The sequence below is a fragment of the uncultured Streptococcus sp. genome, assembly GCF_963516515.1.
In the GTDB taxonomy this organism is placed as follows: Bacteria; Bacillota; Bacilli; order Lactobacillales; family Streptococcaceae; genus Streptococcus.
Genome location: NZ_CAUQCJ010000008.1, coordinates 16,718 through 40,152 on the forward strand (window position 1 = coordinate 16,718; position 23,435 = coordinate 40,152).

24 protein-coding genes and 1 tRNA gene are annotated in these 23,435 nt (G+C 39.1%); 4 read left to right on the forward strand and 21 right to left on the reverse strand.

All coding sequences use genetic code 11. The annotated features are described in order from the left end of the window. Positions 1–2: 2 nt before the first annotated feature. The 3 genes from RYL77_RS02785 to RYL77_RS02795 all read right to left on the reverse strand — a co-directional run bounded on the left by RYL77_RS02785 (position 3) and on the right by RYL77_RS02795 (position 3,365). Positions 3–896, reverse strand: a complete 894-nt coding sequence (locus RYL77_RS02785; RefSeq protein WP_125422242.1) for an ABC transporter permease — start codon at positions 894–896, stop codon at positions 3–5. 11 nt (positions 897–907) lie between these two features. Then, positions 908–1,885 (reverse strand): ABC transporter substrate-binding protein, encoded by a 978-nt coding sequence (locus RYL77_RS02790; RefSeq protein ID WP_315009698.1) that lies wholly within the window; start codon positions 1,883–1,885, stop codon positions 908–910. 604 nt (positions 1,886–2,489) lie between these two features. Next, on the reverse strand, positions 2,490–3,365 hold the full coding sequence (locus RYL77_RS02795; protein ID WP_315009700.1) for a LysR family transcriptional regulator: 876 nt from the start codon (positions 3,363–3,365) through the stop codon (positions 2,490–2,492). A 126-nt stretch (positions 3,366–3,491) separates the two neighbouring features. Here RYL77_RS02795 and RYL77_RS02800 point away from each other — a divergent pair, with 126 nt between their 5' ends. Beyond that, positions 3,492–4,007 (forward strand): YbhB/YbcL family Raf kinase inhibitor-like protein, encoded by a 516-nt coding sequence (locus RYL77_RS02800; protein ID WP_315009701.1) that lies wholly within the window; start codon positions 3,492–3,494, stop codon positions 4,005–4,007. 375 nt (positions 4,008–4,382) lie between these two features. Here RYL77_RS02800 and RYL77_RS02805 read toward each other — a convergent pair whose 3' ends face one another. The 5 genes from RYL77_RS02805 to RYL77_RS02825 all read right to left on the reverse strand — a co-directional run bounded on the left by RYL77_RS02805 (position 4,383) and on the right by RYL77_RS02825 (position 10,873). After that, positions 4,383–5,309: an ATP-binding cassette domain-containing protein gene (locus tag RYL77_RS02805; protein WP_315009703.1), complete on the reverse strand. Its 927-nt coding sequence runs from the start codon at positions 5,307–5,309 to the stop codon at positions 4,383–4,385. Between the two features lie 10 nt (positions 5,310–5,319). Further along, the gene (locus RYL77_RS02810) at positions 5,320–6,387 is read right to left on the reverse strand and encodes an ABC transporter ATP-binding protein (RefSeq protein ID WP_000159549.1); all 1,068 of its coding nucleotides are present in this window, start codon (positions 6,385–6,387) and stop codon (positions 5,320–5,322) included. An 8-nt stretch (positions 6,388–6,395) separates the two neighbouring features. Further along, positions 6,396–7,322: an oligopeptide ABC transporter permease OppC gene (gene oppC, locus RYL77_RS02815; RefSeq protein ID WP_000103691.1), complete on the reverse strand. Its 927-nt coding sequence runs from the start codon at positions 7,320–7,322 to the stop codon at positions 6,396–6,398. Next, entirely contained in the window at positions 7,322–8,818 is a 1,497-nt protein-coding gene (locus tag RYL77_RS02820) for an ABC transporter permease (protein ID WP_315009704.1), read from the reverse strand. Before RYL77_RS02820 ends, oppC begins: the two co-directional genes overlap by 1 nt. A 66-nt stretch (positions 8,819–8,884) precedes the next feature. Continuing rightward, positions 8,885–10,873, reverse strand: a complete 1,989-nt coding sequence (locus RYL77_RS02825; protein WP_315009706.1) for a peptide ABC transporter substrate-binding protein — start codon at positions 10,871–10,873, stop codon at positions 8,885–8,887. Positions 10,874–11,034: 161 nt separating this feature from the next. On the opposite strand from RYL77_RS02825, the gene RYL77_RS02830 reads away from it, so the two are divergent. Next, positions 11,035–11,105: transfer RNA gene (locus RYL77_RS02830), tRNA-Cys, on the forward strand. Positions 11,106–11,301: 196 nt separating this feature from the next. Here the strand turns inward: RYL77_RS02830 and RYL77_RS02835 are convergent. The 11 genes from RYL77_RS02835 to RYL77_RS02885 all read right to left on the reverse strand — a co-directional run bounded on the left by RYL77_RS02835 (position 11,302) and on the right by RYL77_RS02885 (position 20,113). After that, positions 11,302–12,633, reverse strand: coding sequence for a hemolysin family protein (locus tag RYL77_RS02835; RefSeq protein ID WP_315009707.1), 1,332 nt, complete (start codon positions 12,631–12,633; stop codon positions 11,302–11,304). A 154-nt stretch (positions 12,634–12,787) separates the two neighbouring features. Next, positions 12,788–13,612 (reverse strand): DNA-entry nuclease EndA, encoded by an 825-nt coding sequence (gene endA / locus RYL77_RS02840; protein WP_315009708.1) that lies wholly within the window; start codon positions 13,610–13,612, stop codon positions 12,788–12,790. A 38-nt stretch (positions 13,613–13,650) separates the two neighbouring features. Further along, positions 13,651–13,839, reverse strand: a complete 189-nt coding sequence (locus RYL77_RS02845) for a DNA-directed RNA polymerase subunit beta (RefSeq protein ID WP_043901723.1) — start codon at positions 13,837–13,839, stop codon at positions 13,651–13,653. Beyond that, positions 13,832–15,115, reverse strand: a complete 1,284-nt coding sequence (murA, locus tag RYL77_RS02850; protein ID WP_000411904.1) for a UDP-N-acetylglucosamine 1-carboxyvinyltransferase — start codon at positions 15,113–15,115, stop codon at positions 13,832–13,834. The genes RYL77_RS02845 and murA overlap by 8 nt, the downstream gene beginning before the upstream one ends. 23 nt (positions 15,116–15,138) lie before the next feature. After that, positions 15,139–15,369: a DUF1146 family protein gene (locus tag RYL77_RS02855; protein WP_004255861.1), complete on the reverse strand. Its 231-nt coding sequence runs from the start codon at positions 15,367–15,369 to the stop codon at positions 15,139–15,141. A 56-nt stretch (positions 15,370–15,425) separates the two neighbouring features. After that, positions 15,426–16,463, reverse strand: coding sequence for a SepM family pheromone-processing serine protease (locus tag RYL77_RS02860; protein ID WP_315009709.1), 1,038 nt, complete (start codon positions 16,461–16,463; stop codon positions 15,426–15,428). Further along, complete coding sequence (coaD, locus tag RYL77_RS02865) at positions 16,447–16,935, reverse strand: pantetheine-phosphate adenylyltransferase (RefSeq protein WP_315009710.1); 489 nt, start codon at positions 16,933–16,935, stop codon at positions 16,447–16,449. Before coaD ends, RYL77_RS02860 begins: the two co-directional genes overlap by 17 nt. After that, the gene (gene rsmD / locus RYL77_RS02870) at positions 16,925–17,464 is read right to left on the reverse strand and encodes a 16S rRNA (guanine(966)-N(2))-methyltransferase RsmD (RefSeq protein WP_315009712.1); all 540 of its coding nucleotides are present in this window, start codon (positions 17,462–17,464) and stop codon (positions 16,925–16,927) included. Before rsmD ends, coaD begins: the two co-directional genes overlap by 11 nt. Positions 17,465–17,528: 64 nt before the next feature. Then, positions 17,529–18,521 (reverse strand): aspartate--ammonia ligase, encoded by a 993-nt coding sequence (gene asnA / locus RYL77_RS02875; protein WP_315009713.1) that lies wholly within the window; start codon positions 18,519–18,521, stop codon positions 17,529–17,531. Positions 18,522–18,634: 113 nt separating this feature from the next. Then, on the reverse strand, positions 18,635–19,318 hold the full coding sequence (locus RYL77_RS02880; RefSeq protein WP_261102503.1) for a Bax inhibitor-1/YccA family protein: 684 nt from the start codon (positions 19,316–19,318) through the stop codon (positions 18,635–18,637). Positions 19,319–19,372: 54 nt separating this feature from the next. Beyond that, positions 19,373–20,113 carry an RNA methyltransferase gene (locus RYL77_RS02885; protein WP_315009715.1) on the reverse strand — a complete coding sequence of 247 codons (741 nt, stop codon included), beginning with the start codon at positions 20,111–20,113 and terminating at the stop codon, positions 19,373–19,375. A gap of 33 nt (positions 20,114–20,146) precedes the next feature. Here RYL77_RS02885 and RYL77_RS02890 point away from each other — a divergent pair, with 33 nt between their 5' ends. Together RYL77_RS02890 and yidC are read left to right on the forward strand one after the other, a co-directional pair. Beyond that, the gene (locus tag RYL77_RS02890) at positions 20,147–20,425 is read left to right on the forward strand and encodes an acylphosphatase (RefSeq protein ID WP_143952514.1); all 279 of its coding nucleotides are present in this window, start codon (positions 20,147–20,149) and stop codon (positions 20,423–20,425) included. A 77-nt stretch (positions 20,426–20,502) separates the two neighbouring features. Continuing rightward, a complete protein-coding gene (gene yidC / locus RYL77_RS02895; RefSeq protein WP_315009717.1) occupies positions 20,503–21,429 on the forward strand; it encodes a membrane protein insertase YidC in 927 nt (308 codons plus the stop codon). 211 nt (positions 21,430–21,640) lie between these two features. On the opposite strand, the gene RYL77_RS02900 is transcribed toward yidC, so the two are convergent. Further along, complete coding sequence (locus RYL77_RS02900) at positions 21,641–22,729, reverse strand: HAMP domain-containing sensor histidine kinase (RefSeq protein WP_315009719.1); 1,089 nt, start codon at positions 22,727–22,729, stop codon at positions 21,641–21,643. Further along, a complete protein-coding gene (locus tag RYL77_RS02905; RefSeq protein ID WP_000323581.1) occupies positions 22,699–23,385 on the reverse strand; it encodes a response regulator transcription factor in 687 nt (228 codons plus the stop codon). Before RYL77_RS02905 ends, RYL77_RS02900 begins: the two co-directional genes overlap by 31 nt. Positions 23,386–23,435: the final 50 nt, after the last annotated feature.

The following is a 23,435-nucleotide window of genomic DNA, read 5'->3' on the forward strand; positions in this document are numbered from 1 at the left end:
TCCTATTCATTTCTCAGTTTCAAACCACGAATCTTTAATCTCTTTTGCAACTCTGGTGCAAATAGAACCAAGGCTAACAAGATTGCATTAAAGAGACGAACCAGGTTTTGATCTAGATTTGGAATTTCATAGATATTTAAAATAATCAAACGGTAAACAATAGCACCGATTCCGATAGATAACAAGCGACCTCCAATGGTCAAATCGTGTATTAAGACCTCCGCAATAATCACTGCACTCAAACCAACAACAATGGTTCCTGTCCCAGAAGTTACATCTGAAAATCCATCATTTTGGGCAAACAAGGAACCACATAGGGCAATCAAACCGTTTGAAATCATGTAACCAACAATCTTCATGGTGTCTACATTGACCCCATTGGCCTCACTCATCGGAATATTGTCCCCAGTCGAACGCAAGACTAATCCAATCTCCGTTTTCATCAAAAGAGTCAAGACCAAACAAACAAGTAAGAGACAAACCAAGCTGAGCGTGAAAACAGCTTCTTCAGTTGTCAGCCCCAAGCTCGCCAACTGTTTAAAGACAGTTGAAGAATCTCCCAAGGAAAGATTGGGCACGCTACCCATGATTTTAATATTAATTGAATAAAGCCCTGTCAAGGTCACAATCCCTGTCAAAAGCGCTGGGATTTTCATCTTGGTGTGGAGCATTCCTGATACAAGACCTGCTACCATACCTGCCAGCAAAGCAAGTAAGGTCGCAATCCAAGGATTTGTCCCTGCCTGTATCTGAGATACGACGACAGCCGCCCCCAGTGGAAAGGCTCCTTCAGCAGTCATATCCGCAATATCCAAAATACGGAAAGTCAAGTAGACCCCAATCGCCATAATCGACCACAACAAACCTTCTGATAAACTAGATAATACAAAATTCATCTTAAACCTCCTTATTCCTTGCCTTCTAACTTACTAATATCAATTCCTAGTGCATCTGCCATTTCTTGATTGGTATGCAATTCCAGTTTTTCAGGCAACTCAACTGCTATATTTTCTGGCTTCTCACCTTTTAAAACACGAACCAGCATTCTTGCTGTCTGACGTCCCAATTCTTCATAATTGGTTCCGTAGTTATACAAGCCACCAACAGCTATCATTTCTGTTGAACCACCAAATACTGGAACCTTGTGTTTAATAGAAACCTGCTTAACTGTTTCAATGGTTGACGAAATGATATTATCCGTTGGTACAAAAACCATATCCACTTCTGCCATCAAGCTCTCTGCTGCCGCCTTGACGTTGTTACTGTCCAAGATTGTTTTTTCAACAACGGTAAAGCCTTTTTCTTCTAGAAGACGCTTAGCTTCATCCTTTTGGACAACTGAGTTTGGCTCGCTCTGAGTATAGAGAATTCCAATCGTTTTAGCTTTTGGCAACACTTTCTTTATCAAATTGATTTGGGTTGAAATGGCATCTGATGACTGGTCGCTTGTCCCAGTTACATTGCCCCCAGGATGTTCTCTTGACTCAACCAACTTGGCACTGACAGGATCTGTTACCGCTGAAAAGATAACAGGTGTCGTTTGCGTTGTATTAGCCAAGCTCTGAGCAGAAGGCGTTGCGATGGCTAGAACGACATCACTAGATTCTGCTAGTTGCTGGGAAATGGTTTTTAGATTTCTTTGTTCTCCCTGTGCATTTTGCAAATCAATCTCGATATTTTTCCCTTCAACATAGCCTTGTTTGGCCAGCTCATCCACAAATCCTTCTCTAGTAGCGTCTAAGGACTGATGGGTAATAAACTGCGAAATCCCGATACGAAAAACATCTTTTTTCTTATCTGCCTTCAACTGATGCAAACTAATCAGAGAGGTCAAGAGGATCCCCACTACCAAGAGGGGGGCTAGTAATTTTCGAACAACTTTCATAATGAAACTCCTTCTCAGAAAAGATAAAACTCAATGAAAATCAAAGAGCAAACTAGGAAACTAGCCGCAGGCTGTACTTGAGTACGGCAAGGCGACGTTGACGTGGTTTGAATTTGATTTTCGAAGAGTATAAAACAAAAAACCGCCTAGATAATATCTAAACGGATGCTTGAAATAATCTAACAAGTTACAACTTTGCTAGTCCATTTAGATATTCATCTATATGGACCACAATCAAAAATCTTAGCCACATAGATACAAACAAATTGCTTGAACTGTTTGCATCCATGGTGACATGTCTACAAACACTATCTAAAGTAGCTAAAGTAAAAGTTTTGATTCATTGTTACAGCTTGTCTTTTATTCATTTCTTTTTCTGCTTTCTATTTTGATGTTTCCTATCTTACCACCTTTTTCATCAGCTGTCAAGAATATCTCAGAATTTTTTAAATTTTTCGAAACCCCTTTCAGGTCCCTTTCAAAGTTTTTCTATCTCTGTTTCAAACTCATAACAAAGTCCGTCTAAACTCAGAAAGTATGATGCGAAATTTCAATTTTATACATTAACACTAGTTTCTAGATACACAAGTCATCTTTTTAAGAGTCAAAAATTTACTTTATTTTGTTCAAAAACAATAAATTCCTTAAATTTATTTTTGAAAAGTTCAATAGCTTCCGAATTTTTTCTAGTCATTATGTAAGTAAAAGACAGTGGAATAGAAATTTCTTCTGGTATTCGAGTAGCAATATTAGGATTTAAAGTCATTTTAAGGTATAGAGGAAGATAAGATATCCCTTGTCCCATTTCAATCAATTTCTCAGTCACTGCTATATCCTTTATAGAAACAAATTGAGATTCTGGAACAATTTCAGAAATTTCTTGTTTTACTTTATTCCAATAAACAGGATGATTATCTGATAAAATCTTATATTTTTGAAATAACTCCACCTCAGTTAGTTGAGAATCATTTTTGGGATAAAAAAGAGCAATTTTCCCCTCACAAATTTTTTCTGAATTAATCTTTGTAGTATAAGGTTCTTCCCTAGCTATCCCAATATCAAATTGATTATTTTCAATTTCTCGAGCAATATCATTTTGTAAAACGGTAATTGAAATACCTACAGATGGTTGTTCTTCAAAAAATTCTGGAAGAAATTTCGGTAACAGATAGGTAGCTATGTAAGATGAAACTGCAATGTTTAAATGGGTTTCCAACTTTTTATTTTTTAACTGTATTTTTTTAATTCCATCTTCATATGTCGCAATTATTTTTTTTACGATTGGGATAAATTCTCGTCCTGTTGGAGTTAAAGTTAAATTTCTTCCAACTGTTTCAAATAAATTTACTTGCAAGTGTTTTTCGAGTTTTTTTATTTGCTGGTGAAGTGTTGGTTCCGTTAAAAATAATTCTTCGCTTGCTCTATGATAATTGAGGTGTTTAGATAATACTAAGAATGTATAATACCAATCTAAATTCATTATCTCCTCTCCTTCCTAAAATAATATTTAATGAATTATTAACTTTTTCCAAATTTTAAAAAGTTAGTATTTATTATATCATAGAATCAAGAATAATTTATTCGATTATATGAAAGGAGCAATATGATGAAAATTAATATACCTTTTAACCAGAACTTATTGCCTAAACGATTTGGAAAAGAAGCAGATTGTACCGACATTATTAAGGGGAATCCTGTACGCTCCTTCCCCTTTGAAATTAACGAATTACCAGAAGGGACAAAATATATAGCTATTACTTTAATTGATTATGATGCGATTCCAGTTTGTTCATTCCCTTGGATTCACTGGCTTGCTACGGATATAGAAGTTAAAAATAATACAGTCATTATTCCTGAAAATTACAGTCTAGATTATAAAGATTCTATTACGCAAGGGAAAAATAGTTTCGCAAGTCCTCTATTGGAAGCTGATTTTTCTGAAATTGATTCTATGTTTGTTGGACCAACTCCTCCTGATAAAGATCATCGATATACGCTAGAAGTGTTCGCTCTAGCTACTAAAACAGATTTGAAAAATGGATTCTACTATAATGAACTATTAGACGCGATCTCGTCAATTTCATTGGAGAAAATGAGTACAGTTGTTATTGGTCAATTTTAAATAAAAATATGGGATAAACAATTGTATAATAGTTGGAAACAGATACAGATTATCAAATAAGATGATTATAAGCAATTGATCGTAACTTATTAGAATTTGATATTCACTTCACTAATCTAACATACTCAATTTCTAAAATTCTCTATCCATAAGTTTGAAGCTATAGAAAAACTCAAGCTTATGCTCAATGAAAATCAAAGAGTATTAGGAGAAATTTATCAAAACTTTACATAATAAAAACGCATAATGTCAGTACGCCTACATCTGATATTATGCGTTTTTATCACTTTAAAATTTTTAAACCTATCTCTTTTAAGGATATAAAAAAGTTTTATAATTCCCATAAAAATTGACATGGAAATTATAAAACCATTATTAGTTTAATCCTTGTTTGTATCGTGCCAATTCGGCTTGATTAGCCCAAACATAGTGATCTGGACGGATTTCAACCATGGATGGCTTATCAGTCTCATAGTCGTGTTGACTTGGGTCGTAAACCTTCAAGATCTTCTTGCGTTCCAAGATTGGGTCTGGAATTGGTACCGCTGAAAGCAAGGCCTGAGTATATGGGTGAATTGGATTGTTAAACAATTCTTCTGTTTCTGCAACCTCTACAATAACACCCTTGTAAATAACCGCGATACGATCTGAAATAAAGCGAACGACAGACAAGTCATGGGCGATAAAGAGATAGGTCAAACCAAGTTCTTTTTGGAATTTTTTGAGCAAGTTCAAGACTTGGGCACGAACAGAAACGTCCAAGGCTGAAATGGGCTCATCCGCAATAACAAAGTCTGGTTGCATGACCAAGGCACGGGCAATACCGATACGTTGACGTTGACCACCTGAAAACTCATGAGGATAACGAGTCAAGTGCTCAGCAAGAAGACCCACTTCACGGATAATATTTTGAACTTTCTCTTTACGTTCTTCTTCATCCTTGAACAGATGATGATTGTAAAGACCTTCAGAAATAATATAATCAACAGTCGCACGTTCATTCAAACTTGCTGCAGGGTCTTGGAAAATCATCTGGATACGACGAATCAATTCCGCAGCTTGTTCACGCGATTTCTTACCATTAATCTTTTGACCATCAAAAATGATATCTCCATTACTTGTATCATTTAGACCGATTATCGCACGACCAATTGTTGTTTTCCCACTACCTGACTCACCTACAAGAGAGAACGTTTCTCCCTTGTTGATAAAGAAGTTAGCATTTTTAACCGCGACAAACTTCTTACTTCCTTCACCGAAGGAAATTTCTAAATCTTTGATTTCTACTAATTTTTCAGACATTTCCTTCCTCCTAGTCTGCCAGATGGGCAAATCCCATTTTATCACGGATCTTATCATGGAGATTTGCAATCACAGCTGGTTTTTCTACTTTTGGAGCATCCTCATGAAGAAGCCAAGTTTTAGCCCAATGTGTCTCTGATACTGAGAATTGAGGAGCTTTTTGTTCGAAGTCAATCTGCATTGCATAGTCAGAACGCAAGGCAAAGGCATCCCCTTTCAGGTCAGTATAAAGTGACGGAGGTGTTCCTGGGATTGAGTAAAGATCCCCTTTATCATCAGCAAGCTGAGGCAAGCTAGACAAGAGACTCCATGTATATGGATGGCGAGGGTCATAGAAGACTTCCTCAACAGTTCCATACTCAACGATTTCTCCTGCATACATAACCGCTACCTTATCCGCAATACTTGCTACCACACCAAGGTCGTGGGTGATAAAGATTGTTGTGAAATGGTACTCGTTTTGTAATGATTTCAGCAAATCAATAATCTGTGCTTGGATGGTCACATCCAAGGCTGTCGTTGGCTCGTCACAGATCAAGACATCAGGTCGGCAAGCAAGGGCAATAGCAATAACGATACGTTGACGCATTCCTCCAGAATATTGGAATGGGTATTCATCAAAACGTCTATCTGCGTCTGGAATCCCAACCTTATTCATGTAGTCAATGGCCAATTCTTTCGCTTCTTTAGCTGTTTTCCCTTGGTGTTTTACAATAACTTCTGTAATCTGACTACCAATTGTTTTAATTGGGTCCAAACTAGTCATTGGGTCCTGGAAGATAGTCGCAATCTTAGCACCACGAATTTGTTCCCAATCCTTGTGAGAAGACAAGGCTGTCAAATCCTGACCACGATAGTCAATGCTACCTTGGGCAATACGACCATTTTCTTCAAGCATACCTGTAAAGGTCTTTGTCAAAACAGATTTACCTGATCCTGACTCACCTACCAAGGCCAATACTTCACCTTCAACTAGTTCAAGGGAAACACCGCGAATGGCTGTCAATACTTTGTCACGAACGTCAAATTCCACGACAATATCGCGAGCAGTCAAAATTACATTTTTTTCTTTTGTCATTTCTACTCCTATCTATGTGTACGTGGATCACTAGCATCCGCTAAGTTTTGACCAACTACGAAAAGGGACAAGGATACCAAGACAAGGGTTGTCAATGGAATCCAGAACAAGTAAGCATTAGTTGTTACGTTTTGTGAATAATCCGAAATCAAACGACCCAAACTTGGCACTGTAATTGGTAATCCAAGACCGAAGAATGACAAGAAGGCTTCGTATGAGATAAAGCTTGGAAGCATTTGTGTCATGGTTGTCACAATAACAGATACCAATTGAGGCATGATATTTTTGGCAACAATCTTCAAGGTTGGAGTTCCCAAAGTACGTGATGCCAAGTTGTATTCCAAGTCACGATAACGCAAGATTTGCACACGGATCATGAAGGCAATCCCAATCCATGTTGTTACACTCATGGCAAAAATCAGATTCCAGAATCCAGCTCCGATTGAGTAAGTCAAGACAATGACAATCAAAAGAGATGGGATGTTTGAGATGACGTTATAAACTTCCATCATCACACGGTCAACTGATTTTGAAATTCCCCAAATACCACCGACAAAAACACCGATAACCAAGTTAATCACTGTCGCAATCACAGAAATGAGGATAGAGTTACGAGCTCCGAACCAGACACCGTCAAAGAGAGATTTACCGTTACTGTCAGTACCGAACCAATGCTCCGCATTTGGCTTGATATAACGAGCACTAAAGTCATTTACCTTGCTGACATCATTGAAATCAAACTTAGAAAACATTGGGTAGATGAAACTCATCAAAATGATAGCTACCAAGATTCCCAACATGACTACAGTTGATTTTTTCTTCATAAATTGTCTAAACACTGATCCCCAGTATGAATATGCTGGCGCATCAATGGCTTCAGAGGCAAAATCGTCACGTTTTACGAACTGAAATTTTTCTTTATCGATTGTAGACATTATTTGCCTCCTTTCTCAGTCAATTTAATACGTGGGTCAATAATGGTCATCCAAATATCTCCTAAAAGAAGTGAGAAGATAGAAATACATGTAAAGATGAAGACAAGACCAACGACCATAGAGTTATTAGATGCTTTTACAGAGTCAATCAACATTTTACCCATACCTGGGAAGGCGAAGACTGTTTCAGTAAGGGTTGCACCACCGATAACCCCGATAACAGCACCAGGAATTCCTGAAACCAGCGGAACCATGGCGTTTTTAAAGATGTGTTTGTTTGAAATTTCTTTTTCAGACAAACCTTTTGCACGAGCAAAACGTACAAAGTCTTGAGATTGCAAGTCAATCATATAACGACGAATCCAAATGGCTGTACCAGGAGCACCCAACAAACCAAGGATAACTGCTGGTAAAACATAAGAACGCCAATCTCCAGCACCCAAGATAGGGAATGAATCTGGCAAGCCGATTGAAGAACCAGCCAAACGAACGATATAAACCAAGGCAATGGTTGGAAGAGCCATCAAGAAGGTCAAAGCCCCTGTTGAGAAGCTATCAATCCAAGTATTCTTGAAGCGAGCCATAGCTGAACCAAGCGGCACGGCAATCGCATAAGAAATCACCAAACCGATCAATCCTACGACAGCAGAGCTGGCGATCATAGAAGGATATTGGTAGTTGCTTTCAGTAGCCGTATAAGGATCATCTTTCCCATAGTTAGCTACTTCACGAGAATCAGCCTGACTAGGTGATTTGTAGGTTCTTGAGTAAATATTTACAGAAGAAGTTTTCTTACCTGTTGGGAACTGAACTTGAGCCGTTTTTGTTTGCCCTTGTCCCTGAGTAATAACCTGTAAAACAGGACTATTAGCATAGGTTGGATAAGAGTCACCTAAATTAATGTTCACAAAGTTTTGATGAACAAATGGGAACTGACTGTTGAAGTACAAGAGATATTTGTGTTTAGTTCCTGAACCGACCAAGGACCATCCGATAGCTGGATCATTTTCAAAACGAAGGTAACGTTTCAAGTCTGGATTTTCAGGGTCTTGAATTTTATTTGTATGGTCAATGTCAATCAAGTTAGCATAGAAGTGAAAAACACGTTCAAAAATTGGGATTTCACGAGTAGCGTAGAATTGGCCACTTTCAGTAAATTCTCCCAAGGTCCAACCATGACCGATTTGTTTGATGTATTTTTCATAGATAGCCTTGTTGGTGTCATTAGCTTCAACTGTTACAGAAGAATCCATCTGGCTAGCTTTTTCTTGCAACTCTTTGGTATCGTAGTACTCGATATAGCCCATACGCTCATAAACGGTATTTTCATAGTTATCACGTTTATCAGCCGTTGTCGCAATCTTGTTATAGTTGGTATCCTGTTTGAAAATCAATTTTCGAGGAACCATTGTATAGATAATCGTGTAAGTCAAGGTTGTTACTAAGAAGATAGAAACCAATGACCGCAAAACACGCATAAAAATATATTTTTTCATATCATTTCCTTTAAAAATCCCAAAAGAACCTTCTCCTCATGGAGAGAAAGTTCTATTAGAAATTATTTACTTCACATGACTTGCCAATTCTTTTTGAGCTTTCTCGTTTGACTCAGTCTTCTCTTTCAACCATTTTTCACGAGCTTTTTCGTACTCTTCTTTGGTGATTGCTTTTTCACCAACTTCAGTATACTTCAAGTATCCTGCATTCTCACCTTTAAGCCCAGCTACAGAATATGAAGAACTAAATGGTAAAACCTTTGAAACAAATGAAACGGCTGTTTCTTTAGGAGAAGCCATTACTGGAATTGTCAAAGCATTGTCAGTCAACCAAGCTTGTGCTACTGCGTATTTTTCATAACGTTTTTGAACATCTTGGTTTTCGCTGTTTGCGTCATCAAGTAATTTTCCATAGTCAGCCAAACCAAGTTTACTTACTACTGATGCATCCGTGTTTTGGTCAATACCAAGGTAAAGGCGAGTGTTTCCTCCCTTGATGACAAACTGATCCAAGAAAGTAGACGGATCTTGATAGTCAGGGGTCCATCCTATCAAAGTATGGATATCCCAGTCTTGCTCTTTAGCTGTTGGAGCACTAAATGAAATTGGTAAAGCTTCTGCTTGAGTCATTTGTTGCAAGTCTACAACAACATTATCTGAACCCAATACTTTTTCAATTGATTGCTTCAATGATTGAACACGGTTTACAACCGCTGTTGATTCTTGAATAACCAAGGCATCTAAGTGGATTGGGAATTCAACACCTTCAGCTTGTAGACTTGATTTAGCTTTAGCAAATACCTCTTTAGCTTTTTCTTCATTATAAAGCCCATTTTGAGAATCAGCTAGAGAAACCTTAGCCCAAGTAGAAGAATTTGTCTTAGCCAAGCTATCTTGTACCAATTCACCAAATGTTTTCTTACCAACTTGAAGATTATATGGTGCAAATGTATTACGGATGGCTACTGCAGCACCATCAGTACCATTTGTTTGAGCTGAATAAGAATTACGATCTACCGCAAAGTTCAGGGCTTGACGGAACTCCTTGTTCAACAAGGCTTTTTGAGTAGAGGTCTTTTGTGCTTCACTTGTCTTAGCAGTGTGGTTATAAGTTGTACGGCCATAGTTCAAGCTGACAGTCGCAACACCCGCACCTGGTTCGTTAAAGTAAATGTTATCTTTGAAGTCAGCTGCATATTTTTCATATGTCGAACTTGTAGGGAAGATACGAGCTTTGCTATATTGACCATCAGCAAAACCTTTAGCAATCACATCTTGATCCTTACCATCCCAGAAAGTGAACTTAACGTTCTCAATTTTTACATTTTCTTTATCCCAGTAAGCGTCATTTTTAGCCATCTCGATAGATGATTTCGGAGTTACAGCTTTCAAAACAAATGGACCATTATAGAGAATAGAGTTAGCATCTGTTGGAGCCCCAAATCCTTCACCTTTTGAAGCTAAAAACTCTTCATTAACTGGCATCATGACACCGCTAGTTGTCTTATCATTCCAAAAAGTTTCTGGTTGATTCAAGGTATATTCTAAAGTTTGATCATCAAGTGCTTTTACACCAACCGTTGAAAAGTCTTTTGTTTCACCCTTGATATATGCATCCAATCCCTTGATAGAAGAGCTAACGATTGAAAGTCCTTTTGATTTTCCATCTACAGCATGTTTCAAACCAGTAACGAAGTCTTTAGCAGTTACAGGAGCGTATTCTTCTCCCTCTGCAGTTACCCATTTAGCATCCTTACGAATTTTATAGGTATACGTCAAACCATCTTTTGAAACTGTCCATGATTCGGCAATAGAAGGAACTAGATTACCATATTTATCATTAGCTAATAAACCATCTACAGCATTTGTTGTAATAAATGATGTAGAATCAATATTGCTAACAATATAATCCAAGGTTTCTGGATCTATTTGATAAACATATTGGTAATCTTTTGCTAGTTTAGCATTATTTGAACTAGTGTTTGAACACGCAGCTAGAACTCCTGACGCTAATAAGGTAGCTCCCGCTACAGCAAGCACTTGACTTTTTTTCATTTATTTACTCCTCTTATAAATAAAGTATAGGTTATCATCAATTATATCATAGATTTCAAGAAAAGTAAACGAATTTTCAGAATATTTAGGCTTATTCATACAAAAAATCTGAAAAAACTATTGACTGAGAATGATTTTCAAGGTATAATAATAAACGTTAAGGCGGTATAGCCAAGTGGTAAGGCACGGCTCTGCAAAAGCTTGATCGTCGGTTCAAATCCGTCTACCGCCTTCTATAACTTGATTTATCAGGTTCCGTTTGAACAGAAAGCCCAATTTAAAGGGCTTTTTTCTTTTTTCTTCGGATAAATACGGATAGATTTAGAAAAGTTTTGGGGCGGATTGGGGCTGAGTTTTTCGAGGGTACAATTCTCTTTTGAAATCAACTGAAAAAAGCTTTGCCACACATTGTGACAAAAGCCTCTAGTTTACTCTGTTTCTTCTTCTATTTCGACTTCTGTGATTTGGACTTTTACCTTAGTAACACGTCCATTTTTCACTTTATCATTGGTTAGGATAAGCTGTTTGTTTTGACTGACCAATTCATAGCTGAGTTTCTCAGTCGTTGGAATGGTCCCAACTCCTGTCAAATAATAACCAGCAATAGTATCAACGTCATCACTTTCCAGTTCAACATCAAAGTAGTCATTAAAATCATTGAGATTCATGGTACCTTGAACAATATAAGTATCTTCTCCAATTTTATGAACTTCGATTTCAGCCTTATCTGTTTCGTCATCGATTTCCCCAACGATTTCCTCTAAGAGGTCTTCCAGGGTCACCAAACCAGCCATCCCACCGTATTCATCTAGCAAGATTGCCATTTGTCTTTGGGTATTGCGCAATTCTTTTAGCAAGTCATCCACAAAAATAGTTTCAGGAACAAAAAGTGGATCTTGTAAGATTTTCTTCCAAACAATATTGTCAAAACCGTCTACAAAGGCCGCCTTAAGAAGACTCTTGGTGTGAATGATCCCAATCACGTTATCCTTGTCTCCATCATAGACAGGGATACGAGAATAATTTTGTTTTAAAATATTTTGGATAATGGTTTGACTATCATCCTGAATATCCACCATAAAGGCATCCGTTCGAGGAACCATGACTTCTCTGGCCATCAATTCGTCCAATGAAAAAATCCCCTGTAACATCTCAATTTCGTCAGCATCTAGTGTTTCTTCACTATTGGTCAGCATGTACTCAATTTCATCACGGGTCATTTTTTCATCAGCATCGTCAAAGGTCATCGGAGTCAAGCGACTCAAGAGATTGGTAGATGCAGATAAGAGCCAAACAAAGGGACTAACTAGTTTCCCCAATCCAATAATAACTGGCGCTGTACGAATCGCCAAGGCATCCTTTAGATTAAGAGCGATTCTCTTAGGATACAATTCCCCAAAAACGATGGAAATATAAGTCAAAAATGCTAAAGATAGAAAACTTGCAACGGCATAAGCTGTTTCGCCATTTCCAAGCCAAGATGCAATTTCTCGTCCCAGAGTGTCTGCCAAACTCGCCCCTGATAAGATCGTAATCAGGGTAATCCCTACTTGAATGGTTGATAAAAAGTGGTTAGGATTTTCTAGTACCTTCAGCAGACGGATATAGCGTCTATCTCCTTCTTCTGCCTTTTGTTCAACCCGCGCACGATTAAGTGAAACCATGGCCATTTCTGTGGCTGAAAAAAAAGCATTTAACACCGTCAAGATAAACAATAAAACAAATTGTAGCAACAAATTCTGACTACTTGGGTCTTCCATAGTTCTTCTCCTAAAATAGTAACTTGTCCTTTATTATATCACAAAATCTAGTCCAGTACATATTATTTTTTATTAGTGTCTATTGTAACCCTGCTGAAACTAGTAAAAGAAGAACTCCTACATCCACAAGTGACCTAGGAGTTTATTTTGTATTTTACTGAGTAACTGTGACTTCTCCAGTTCGGTAATCCAGTTGAAGTCCCTTTTGAACATTGGGAACTAGAACATTAAATTCCAATTCTCCGTCTGAAGATTTGGCTTCAATCTGTGAAGCTGAAGGAACTAAGTCCTCGTTTGAAGCGTAATAAAGGGTTACACGGTAACGGACACGCTTGTTTTGGTCCAAGGCTTTACGTACCATACTTTCATAGTAGTTTTGACCAGTCGAATCCTCGGCCTGTGCCTGATTTGCCCAGGCTGTTTGAACAGCAATGTTTTTAGGATTGCTTGTTGAGGCATCAAAACCATCCAAGCCACCGATTAAGGCATAGCCTAACAAGTGACCTCTATCAACGGCATGAGTATAAGAACCCTTTAGATTCTTAACTTGATGCCAGCCTGGAGGGGTCCAAGAAGTCGAACCATTCCCAGTTTCTTCCCGATTCTTGTACTGGCGAGTAGCCTTAGACAAGAGGGCATTAGCTACAGTTGGCACAGTTTCCTTGCCCACTGTCTTTGTTTTATTATCAGCGTAGGGCTTACTTGAAACCTTGGCATCTAGATTTGTTTTATTACCATTGACGATAAAAGCACCTGATCCATTCCACTCCAGACTCCCTTTTATTTGGCTTTTGACTGCATCTGTTAAGACACTTTCTGCCAATTCTTGACTAGGAGCTTCAGACGCTTGTTTTTTCTGACTAAGCTTGGTTTTGGGACTATTAGATGCCGACTGCATCTGCTTGATATAGTAGCTCCCTGCAGATAAGAGTAATAACACTAGCAGTCCGATCAGTGTCTGTCTTGTTTTTTTGTTCATATTTCTCCTTATCTTTAGAAAAAGGCTGGTTCCCCAGCCTAATTTCCTGTAAATTTATGAATCAATTCCTGCCATTTTGCTGGAGACAGGATAGCCCATGGATCTTGACCCTTGCCCAAGATTCCATAACCGACCATTAAACCGATTCCTAGGGCTAAAGCACCTAAAATCAGTACCAGGATGACTAAAAGTAAACGCTTGGCTACGTAGCCTGATTTCTTATTCATCTTCATCACTTGCCTCAATCCGCTGAATCTTAGCACCCAGCTGCGCCAACTTCTCATGAAAACGGTAGTAGCCTCTATCCAAGTGGACTAATTTACCAACTACAGTTTCTCCTTGTGCTACCAAACCTGTCAAAATCAAGGCTGCACTGGCACGAAGGTCAGTTGAAAGAACTTCTGCTCCCTGCAAAGCCTGTCCACCAACAATACGAGCTGTATCACGGATAATCTCAGAGTGCAAGCCCATGCGGCGCATTTCTTCTAGATGTTGGAAACGATTTTCGAAAACTGTCTCCACCATAGTTGATTCGCCTTTTGCGACGGTCATCAAGGCTGTAAATTGAGCCTGCATATCTGTTGGAAATCCTGGGTGGGGCAAGGTTTTCACATGAACAGCTTTTAGATTTTCTAATTGAGAGCGAACTCGAATTCCTTCAGTCTCCTCTGTCACTTCCACTCCCATTTCAAGCAATTTGGCAATCAAGGGACGGTTGTGCTCCCAAACAGCGTCTTTAATCAAGACATCACCACCAGTCATGGCAGCAGCCACCATAAAGGTTCCAGCTTCGATACGGTCTTGAACCACATTGTGAGTCGTACCATGAAGTTTTTCAACACCAGTAATGGTAATGGTCTCTGTACCAGCACCTTTAACCTTGGCTCCCATTTCATTGAGGAGAATGGCTAGGTCCACAATCTCAGGCTCACGCGCAGCATTTTCAATCACTGTAACTCCATCAGCCAAAGTCGCTGCCATCATCAAGTTCTGAGTAGCACCAACACTTGGGAAGTCCATATAGATATGAGCGCCATGCAAGCGATCAGCCTTGGCTTCGATATAACCAGCTGTCTGGCTAATCTTAGCCCCCATAGCTTCTAGACCTTTCAAATGAAGATCAATAGGGCGGCTACCAATCGTACAACCACCTGGCATGGATACCTTGGCATGACCTACACGGGCAAGAATTGGTCCCAAGACAACGATAGATGCGCGCATCTTGCTGACATACTTGTAAGGAGCTTCCTCAGTGATATCGCCAGTCGCGTCCACCTCTACAAGATGAGCTTCTTCATTAAAATCCACCTTGGCATTCAAACCACGAACCACCTGATTCATAGTGAAAACATCTGACAAGATAGGAACATTCTGCAAGACAGTCTTTCCTTCACTGGCTAGAATAGTCGCTGCCAACAAGGGCAAGACTGCATTCTTTGCCCCTTCAATCGTAACACTTCCTACCAGACGATTATCGCCACCTTGAACCACAATTTTTTCCATACTTATTTCCTTTACATTTGATTTTATAATAATCCTCTAAACGCTTCTTGCCACAACTGATAGAGGCTGATAAAGAAAGAACTCATGATGTAGCCCATTACAATGCTGAAAAAGGCTACTAATAAACGAACTTTTCCTGTATTCTCAGCTGTCACTTTTAAGACCTTTTCCCATCTAACAAGATCCTTTAAAAGGTAAAAACTCACATAAATAAAGAGCATATGACTGCTTAGAGTGAATAATAATTGAACCATTTGACTATTATACCATCTTCTCTGTTTGTGCGCTAGTTTGGAAACTTAACTTAAAACTAGGGATTGTTTTTCAAGTAATCAATTGCATCTTGTAGGGTTTTAACAGGCACGATTTTCATATCTGTCTTGATTGTTTTGGCTGCTTCTAGGGCTGTTTGGTAGTTGTTTTTGGCATCAGGATGCGCTTTTTGTTCTTCTTCGCTAACAGGGTTATCAGGGGCAAAGAAAATCGCAGCACCTTCTCTAGCCGAAGCTACAACTTTCTTATCAATACCTCCAATGTCCCCCACATTGCCATCGCGGTCAATGGTTCCTGTACCAGCAACGATACGGCCATTACGAAGTCCCGGGTCAGCTATTTGAGTATAGATAGCGAGACTAAACATGAGACCAGCACTTGGACCGCCGATACCAGCTGTTGAAAAACGAATTGGGACATCACTAGTTACTTCTGTGCGGTCAATCAAACCAATTCCAATCCCATTTTTGCCATTTTCCAAAGTGATAATCTTACCTTCTGCAGACTTGGTTTGTCCATCCTCTTCATAAGTCACCTTGACAGAGTCCCCTAGTTTTTGAGAATTGACGTAATCAATCAAATCTTTGGAACTGTCAAAGGTCTGGTCATTGACTGCTGTGACCGTATCAGAGATATTGAGAATCCCTTTAAAGGTTGAATTATCCGTCACCGTCAAGACATAAACTCCAAGATATTTGAGTTCGATATCCTTACCAGCTGTTTTCAGTCCTTGATATTTGGCCATATTTTGCGATGTTTGCATGTAGAATTGATTGATTCGCATAAATTCAACATCGGAAGTTCCGCCTGTAGTCTCCTGAGCACTGCGAATATCTGTGAAAGGCGTCAACCACGCATAAATCATATGGGCTAAAGTGGCATGTTGGACACCAACCGTAACAAATTGATAGGCACCAGCTTCCTTATCTTCTGTGTCATTTACTTTAAGGACTTGGCGAATATCTTCCGAACCACCTGGAACCTCTATATAGTAGGGCAAGGGCACTACAAATGCCAAGAAAGTCACAATCAAGGCCGCAATGACATATAAGGGCCATCTAATCTTTTTTTTCATTTTTTATTTCCTCCAAAATACTCTCAGGAACATAGCAGGCAATATCCTGACCAAACTTCAAAAGTTCTCGAACACCAGATGAACTGATATAGAGATGCTCAAGTCGGCTATGTAAATAAATGGTCTCTATATCAGGAGACAGCTGATGGTTGTAGTAATCAAAACTGGCTTCATATTGCAAATCCGCCGCATTTCTCAAGCCCCGCACTAAACAAGTAGCTCCCAGTCTTTTTGCAACATCGACCACCAATTCATCATGAGAAGACACGACTTTAACATTTCTCAAATGTTTCACAGCCTTTTCTAACCCCCGTTTACGATTTTCGATAGGAAGAAATCCTTGTTTGTGGGGATTAAAAAAAATACCGACATAGAGCTTATCAAAGAGTTTGCTCGCCCGTTCAATCATATCCAGATGCCCATTTGTCATCGGATCAAATGAGCCTGTGAATAAGCCAATCTTATCTGACATAAACTGTCACCTTACTAATTCCATAAATTTTTTCCTTCCAGATGCCCAGGCAGGCAATTTCTTCTGGAAGCTCAACGGCCTTATCCGTCTCACACACGACCATGACATCTTCAGAAAAAAGCTCCCTCTCAGCCATTTTTTCAATATCTGCTACGATTTGTTCCTTGGCGTAAGGAGGGTCTAAGAAAATGAGGTCGAAGGGTCCAGACACCTGCTCCAAGGCTCTTTCCGCATCCATCTTGAGGAGTTGAAATTTTCCAACTTCCTTGGTCATCTGGATATTTTCAGCCACGATGGCCTGAGCCTTATGGTCTCGCTCTACCAAAACAGCACTGGACATGCCACGTGAGACTGCCTCGATAGATAAACCACCACTACCTGCATAAAGGTCCAAGACTCGTCCCCCTTCAAAGTAGGGACCAATCATGTTAAAAATGGCTCCCCTAACCTTATCCGAAGTAGGTCTTGTCGTCTTTCCTTCTAGTGTCTTGAGGGGGCGTCCCCCATAGATTCCTGATACGATTTTCATACCGTTTATTATACCAAATTATGGGCGAAAAGAGAAAGAAAACCGAACCTTGCGGTTCGATTCTCTACAAAATATTTTCGTAAGTATCGCGGACTTCTTGAGGCCAAACACTTGTTTGCACTTCTCCGATATGTTTCTTGCGAAGTAAGAACATAGCCATCCGAGATTGTCCAATTCCTCCACCGATTGTCAATGGGAATAATCCATTCAACAATGCCTTGTGCCATTCCAATTCCAAGCGGTCTTCATCACCTGTGATGACAACCTGGCGACGAAGAGTTTCTTCATCTACACGGATTCCCATAGAAGACAACTCAAAGGCTCCACCTAGAGACTCATTCCAGACAAGAATATCGCCGTTAAGACCCTTGTAGCCATTTTCAGACTCGCTTGTCCAGTCATCATAGTCTGGTGCACGTCCATCGTGCGGTTTACCGTCTGGCAACTCGCCACCAATACCAATCAAGAAGACAGCTCCGAATTCTTTACAGATAGCATTTTCACGCTCTTTCGGTGTCAAGTCTGGGTAGCGTTCTACCAACTCTTCTGTGTGGATGAAAGTGATTTGTTTTGGCAAGATAGACTCAATGTCATAGCGAGCTTCAACAGCTAGTTCTGTCAAACGAATGGCCTTATAAATCTTCTCAACTGTCTCTTTTAGGTAGGAAATATTACGTTGACCATTTGGAATGACCTTTTCCCAGTCCCACTGATCCACAAAGACAGAGTGGGTTGCATCCAGCGAGTCTTCGTCTGGACGAAGTGCTTTCATGTGGACGAAAAGACCTTCACCCTCACCGAAACCAAAACGAGCTAGGGTATGGCGTTTCCATTTAGCAAGCGAATGAACCACTTCATAGGTTTCATCAGGAATCTGCAAAACCTTGACGGATACTGGATTTTCCACACCAGACAGGTTATCCTGCATCCCGTCACCGACCTTGCTCAAGATAGGACCTTGAACTTCGACGACTTCTAGCTTATCTTTCAAATACTGGGTAAAAGTGTTTTTGACAAAAGAAATTTCTTCTTGTTGATGGATAAAACTTTTCTTCATAGGCTACTCCTCAAAAATTTAATTAAAAGCATTATACACCTATTTCCCAAAAAAGAAAAGAGAAAATTAAAAAAAAAATCAGTGTCACTCAAAACACTGATTTCATAGACCTTTTAATCATTGCGACCAAAGATACGTAAAATACTTAGGAAAAGATTGATAAAATCAAGATAGATACTGAGAGCCATTGACACAACCCAACCTGTCGCTACACGGCCTTGTGATTGTTCATAAGCAAGACGAATTCTTTGGTTGTCCCAAGCAATCAGCCCAGAGAAGACCAAGACCATGGCTACGCTAATCATATAATCAAAGAAACCACTAGCCAAGAAAATATTGACTACCATGGCAATCAGCAAACCGATAAGAGCTGCCATCATCGCTCGACCAAGACCACTCAAGTCTTTCTTAGTGAACATACCGACTGCCGCCATGACAAAGAAGAGAAGGGCGCTCGACACAAAGGCTGATAAAACTGTACCTGGAGTATAGAAGGCTACCACAAAACTAAGGGTAAAGCCGTTTAAAACAGAGTAAAGTAAAAATACTGGAAGAGCAGCTGGACTATTCCTTGAAGCCATGCTACTAGCAACGAAAACCAAGGCCAACTCTGCAAAGGTTGCAATGGTCAACCAGAGACGCCCCTGCATCAAAAAGTAAACCAACTGAGACTGAAAGACCGTCAACATAAGACCTGATACCAAAGCGGATAGTCCGATTCCCAGACCAACAAAGGCATAAACCTTAGCGTAAAATTGATTGAGACCTGCGCGGTCGTGAATAATAGTGTGATTCATCTTTTCTCCTTTTCTATGAACATCTTTCCTTGATTATAACAAAGAAAGTTAAAATTAGCTTAAATGGAAAATCAAAATACCTGCTGCAACTGCAACATTCAGACTCTCTGCCTGCCCCTTCATGCTAATGTGAACCAACTGGTCTGCACTTTCAGCCATGAGAGGACTAATTCCTTGACCCTCATTCCCCATAACCAAGACAAATTGATCTAAATGAGGCAAGTCACGATAGTCTTTAGAATTCTTGGAAAGAGTGGTTGCCAGCACAGGGATACCTGCCTTTTTAGCTTCCTTAAGAATCGCTTGGCTCGACATCCGATAAATGGGCAGATGAAAATGACTGCCTTGCATGGAACGGAGGGTCTTGAGACTGTAGATATCTGCCGATTTATCTGAAACAATTACTCCAGTAAAACCTGCTGCATCCGCAGTCCGAATGATGGTTCCCACATTACCAGGATCTTGCACATCTTCCAAAAACAAGAACTTGCCCTGACTCAAATCAACTTGTCCTATTTCTTCTTTTTGAACTACCGCAACAATTCCCTGTGGAGTCTGAGAATCCGCCAAATCTAGCAAAATATCCTCTGACACCCAGATAGTTTGCGAAAAAGCAGCTAACTGATCTCGGTAATTTTCTAAGGCAAAGATTTTCTCTATCGTCACTCCAGCTTGAACAGCTTCTTCAAACAAGTGCCAACCTTCAATCAAATAGGCAGACTTGCGGTATTTTTTTTGGTGTAATTTTTTGGCATTTTTTACCACAGAATTGGCTTTTGAGGTTATAATAGTCATAGAAATATTATAACACAATCAAAGGGGTTTGGTATGCAAAAGGTTAGAATGATTGCCCAAGGTAGGGTGCAAGGAGTCGGTTTTCGTTGGGGTGTTTACAGCTTGGCACTTGAAATTGGTGGCATCACAGGTCGGGTATGGAATAATGACGATGGCACAGTGGAAATCTTAGCCCAAGCAGACTCATCTGCTACCATGGCGAAATTTATCCAAGAAATCCGAAAAGGACCTACACCTTTTTCAAAAGTCAGCTACTTAGATGTCCAACTGAGCAACTTTCCTCCCTACCCTGACTTTAAAATCGCAAATTAGGTCTCTAGAACTATTGTATATTTTGTAAAAAAACAGTAGAATAGAAAGGTATAATTTTTTAAGAAGGAATAAAAACAGTGAAATCTATTAAACGTTTTGCACTCTCGGCTATGGGAGTGGCTATGTTGCTTGTCTTGACTGGCTGTGTTAGCGTCGATAAAGCAACAGGAGAGCCAACAGGATTTATTTGGAATACTTTCGGAGCGCCTATGGCTGAAGCTATCAAGTACTTCGCTACTGATAAAGGTCTAGGCTTCGGTGTGGCTATCATTATCGTAACCATTATCGTGCGCTTGATTATCTTGCCACTTGGTATCTACCAATCATGGAAGGCAACGCTTCACTCTGAAAAGATGAACGCCCTCAAGCACGTCCTTGAGCCACACCAAACACGTCTCAAGGAAGCAACAACTCAAGAAGAAAAACTCGAAGCCCAACAAGCTCTCTTTGCCGCTCAAAAAGAGCACGGCATCAGCATGTTTGGTGGTGTAGGATGTTTCCCTATCCTCCTTCAAATGCCTTTCTTCTCTGCAATTTACTTTGCTGCCCAACATACTGAAGGGGTTGCTCAAGCAAGCTACCTAGGCATTCCTCTAGGTTCTCCAAGTATGATTTTGGTTGCCTGCGCAGGTGTCCTTTACTATCTTCAATCGCTCCTTTCACTTCACGGAGTAGAAGACGAAACGCAAAGAGAACAAATCAAGAAAATGGCTTACGTGAGCCCAATCACGATTGTCGTCTTCTCCCTCATTTCACCAGCCAGTGTCACACTTTACTGGGTTGTCGGTGGTTTCATGATGATTCTCCAACAGTTTATCGTCAACTATATCGTTCGTCCAAAACTTCGCAAAAAAGTCCGTGAAGAACTGGCCAAGAACCCACCAAAAGCACGTGCTTTCTCTACACCAAGTGGACGAAAAGACGTTACCCCTGAACAACCAACTGCTATCACAAGCAAGAAAAAACACAAAAATCGCAACGCTGGAAAACAACGTTCGAGATAAGAAGAAAAAGGCTTAGCTGGTTTGCTAAGTCTTTTTGCGATATCAAAAATAGTAAAAACACTGATTAATAAGAAGCAAAACGTACCCACTGAAGCTTTACAAAGTTAGACAAAGCCTTGCTTTGAATCCCCATATGAAATCTAAACCCTTAGAAAGATATGACACTCACATCGTTTAAAAAATGCCCCATAAACGAACAGTCTTCGCATAACTATGATTTAATACAATTCACAGTTATTAAAACTTCTGCTCCCTCGTCTCTATTTCTAAGCTCAACTCGGCCTTTGTGTAGTTTTGCAACTCTACATACAAAACTAAGTCCAATACCATAATGTTGCTCTTTAACCGATCTAGCTTTATCCATACGATAAAAGAGCTTTCCAAAATTAGTTAAAACTTCCTCTGGAAATTCCGAACCATTATTCCATATACCTATTTTCAATTCCTTCCCCTCTTGCTCTACTCTAATTTTAATTTTAGGATTCTGTTTATCGGCGTATTCCAAAGCATTTGTTAAAATATTTTGTATGGCACGAATCAGAAGAGATGGATTTATATAATATCTTTCAGTTCCGTTCACATCCTGTTCAAAAGAAAACTTCATCTGATTTTTTATCAAAAAAGAGACTTCTTTCTCTAATTCATTAATAAAATCTGAAGAGGAATACTCCGTCCAACCTGTCTCATCATCATAATAGGTTTTAGAATAGTGAATTAATTGATTGAAATAATCTAGTAACTGTTGACTAGCTCTTTCTATATCTGCTAAGCATTCTTGAGATTGGTCGTTTTCAGTTATCGCCTGTAAAAATTCCACATTTCCCCTAATAATGGTTAAGGGAGTCTTTAAATCATGAGAAGCTGCTGAAACCTGAAACATCAAATCTTCTTTCTGTTCTTTCTCATCAACTATTAATTGTCGAATTCTATCTTGCATCACAATAATCCGATTTCCTGTCTCGCGAAATTCTTTAACCGTTAAACTTTCTGTACATTCCTTCTCCAACCACATACTATTTTCATAAATCAAAGTCATTTCATAACTCAGTTTTTTCAACAATTTTCCAATGTGATAACTTATTAGAACAATCAATAAAATACAAATATATATCCATGATGACACATTGAAAAAAATTGATAGAACACCACTATTTTTTAGAGGTTTCCCGTCTTCATTTATTTGTATAGATACTGAAGCTAAGGGAATAAGATAGGCCATTAGTAAGCCAAGACTAAACTGCCAAATAATTCTCCAACAGGTTTCTCGAATTAATTGTCTAAAACTTTTGATTCTACCCATTGATATCCTCCACCGTACAAGGTTTTAATTGGATTTAATTGATAAGGTTTCAGCTTTTGACGAATTTGATAAATGTACTCTGAAACCGAACGTAAAAGCGCTTCTGAACTTTGTGGATATAGATAATTATAAATTTCCTCAATAGAATATATTTTACTTGGGTTGCTTGCCAAAAGATTCACTATGTCAAATTCTCTCCTTGTCAGAGCAATCTTATCATCGTTTACAAATAGTTCCTTACTATCCGTATATAGTATAAGCTTCCCAATCTTTATTTGATGAACATTTCCTTTAATCCGTTCTTCACGACGCAAGTGCATTTTAACACGTGCTAACAATTCTTGCATACTAAAGGGCTTCATAATATAATCATCAGCACCTGCATTGATTCCAGCTACTAAATCTTCATCCATATCCTTGGCAGTTATAAAACAGATAGGAACAGTTATCTGCTCACGAATCATCTGACAGATTTCTAAACCACTAACAGGCATCATAATATCTAATAAAATCAAGTCAAATCCTGTAAAATCACAAAGATCAATCTCTTCTATCTTATTTCGTATGACTACTTCATATTTTTCATATTCTAGTACTTTTTTTATTAGGCGAAGAATAGCAAGATCATCATCTACCACCAAAATTTTATAAGCCATAACTCACCCTCCTAACTATATTATAGCACTAACCGAGAAAAAGACAGGAT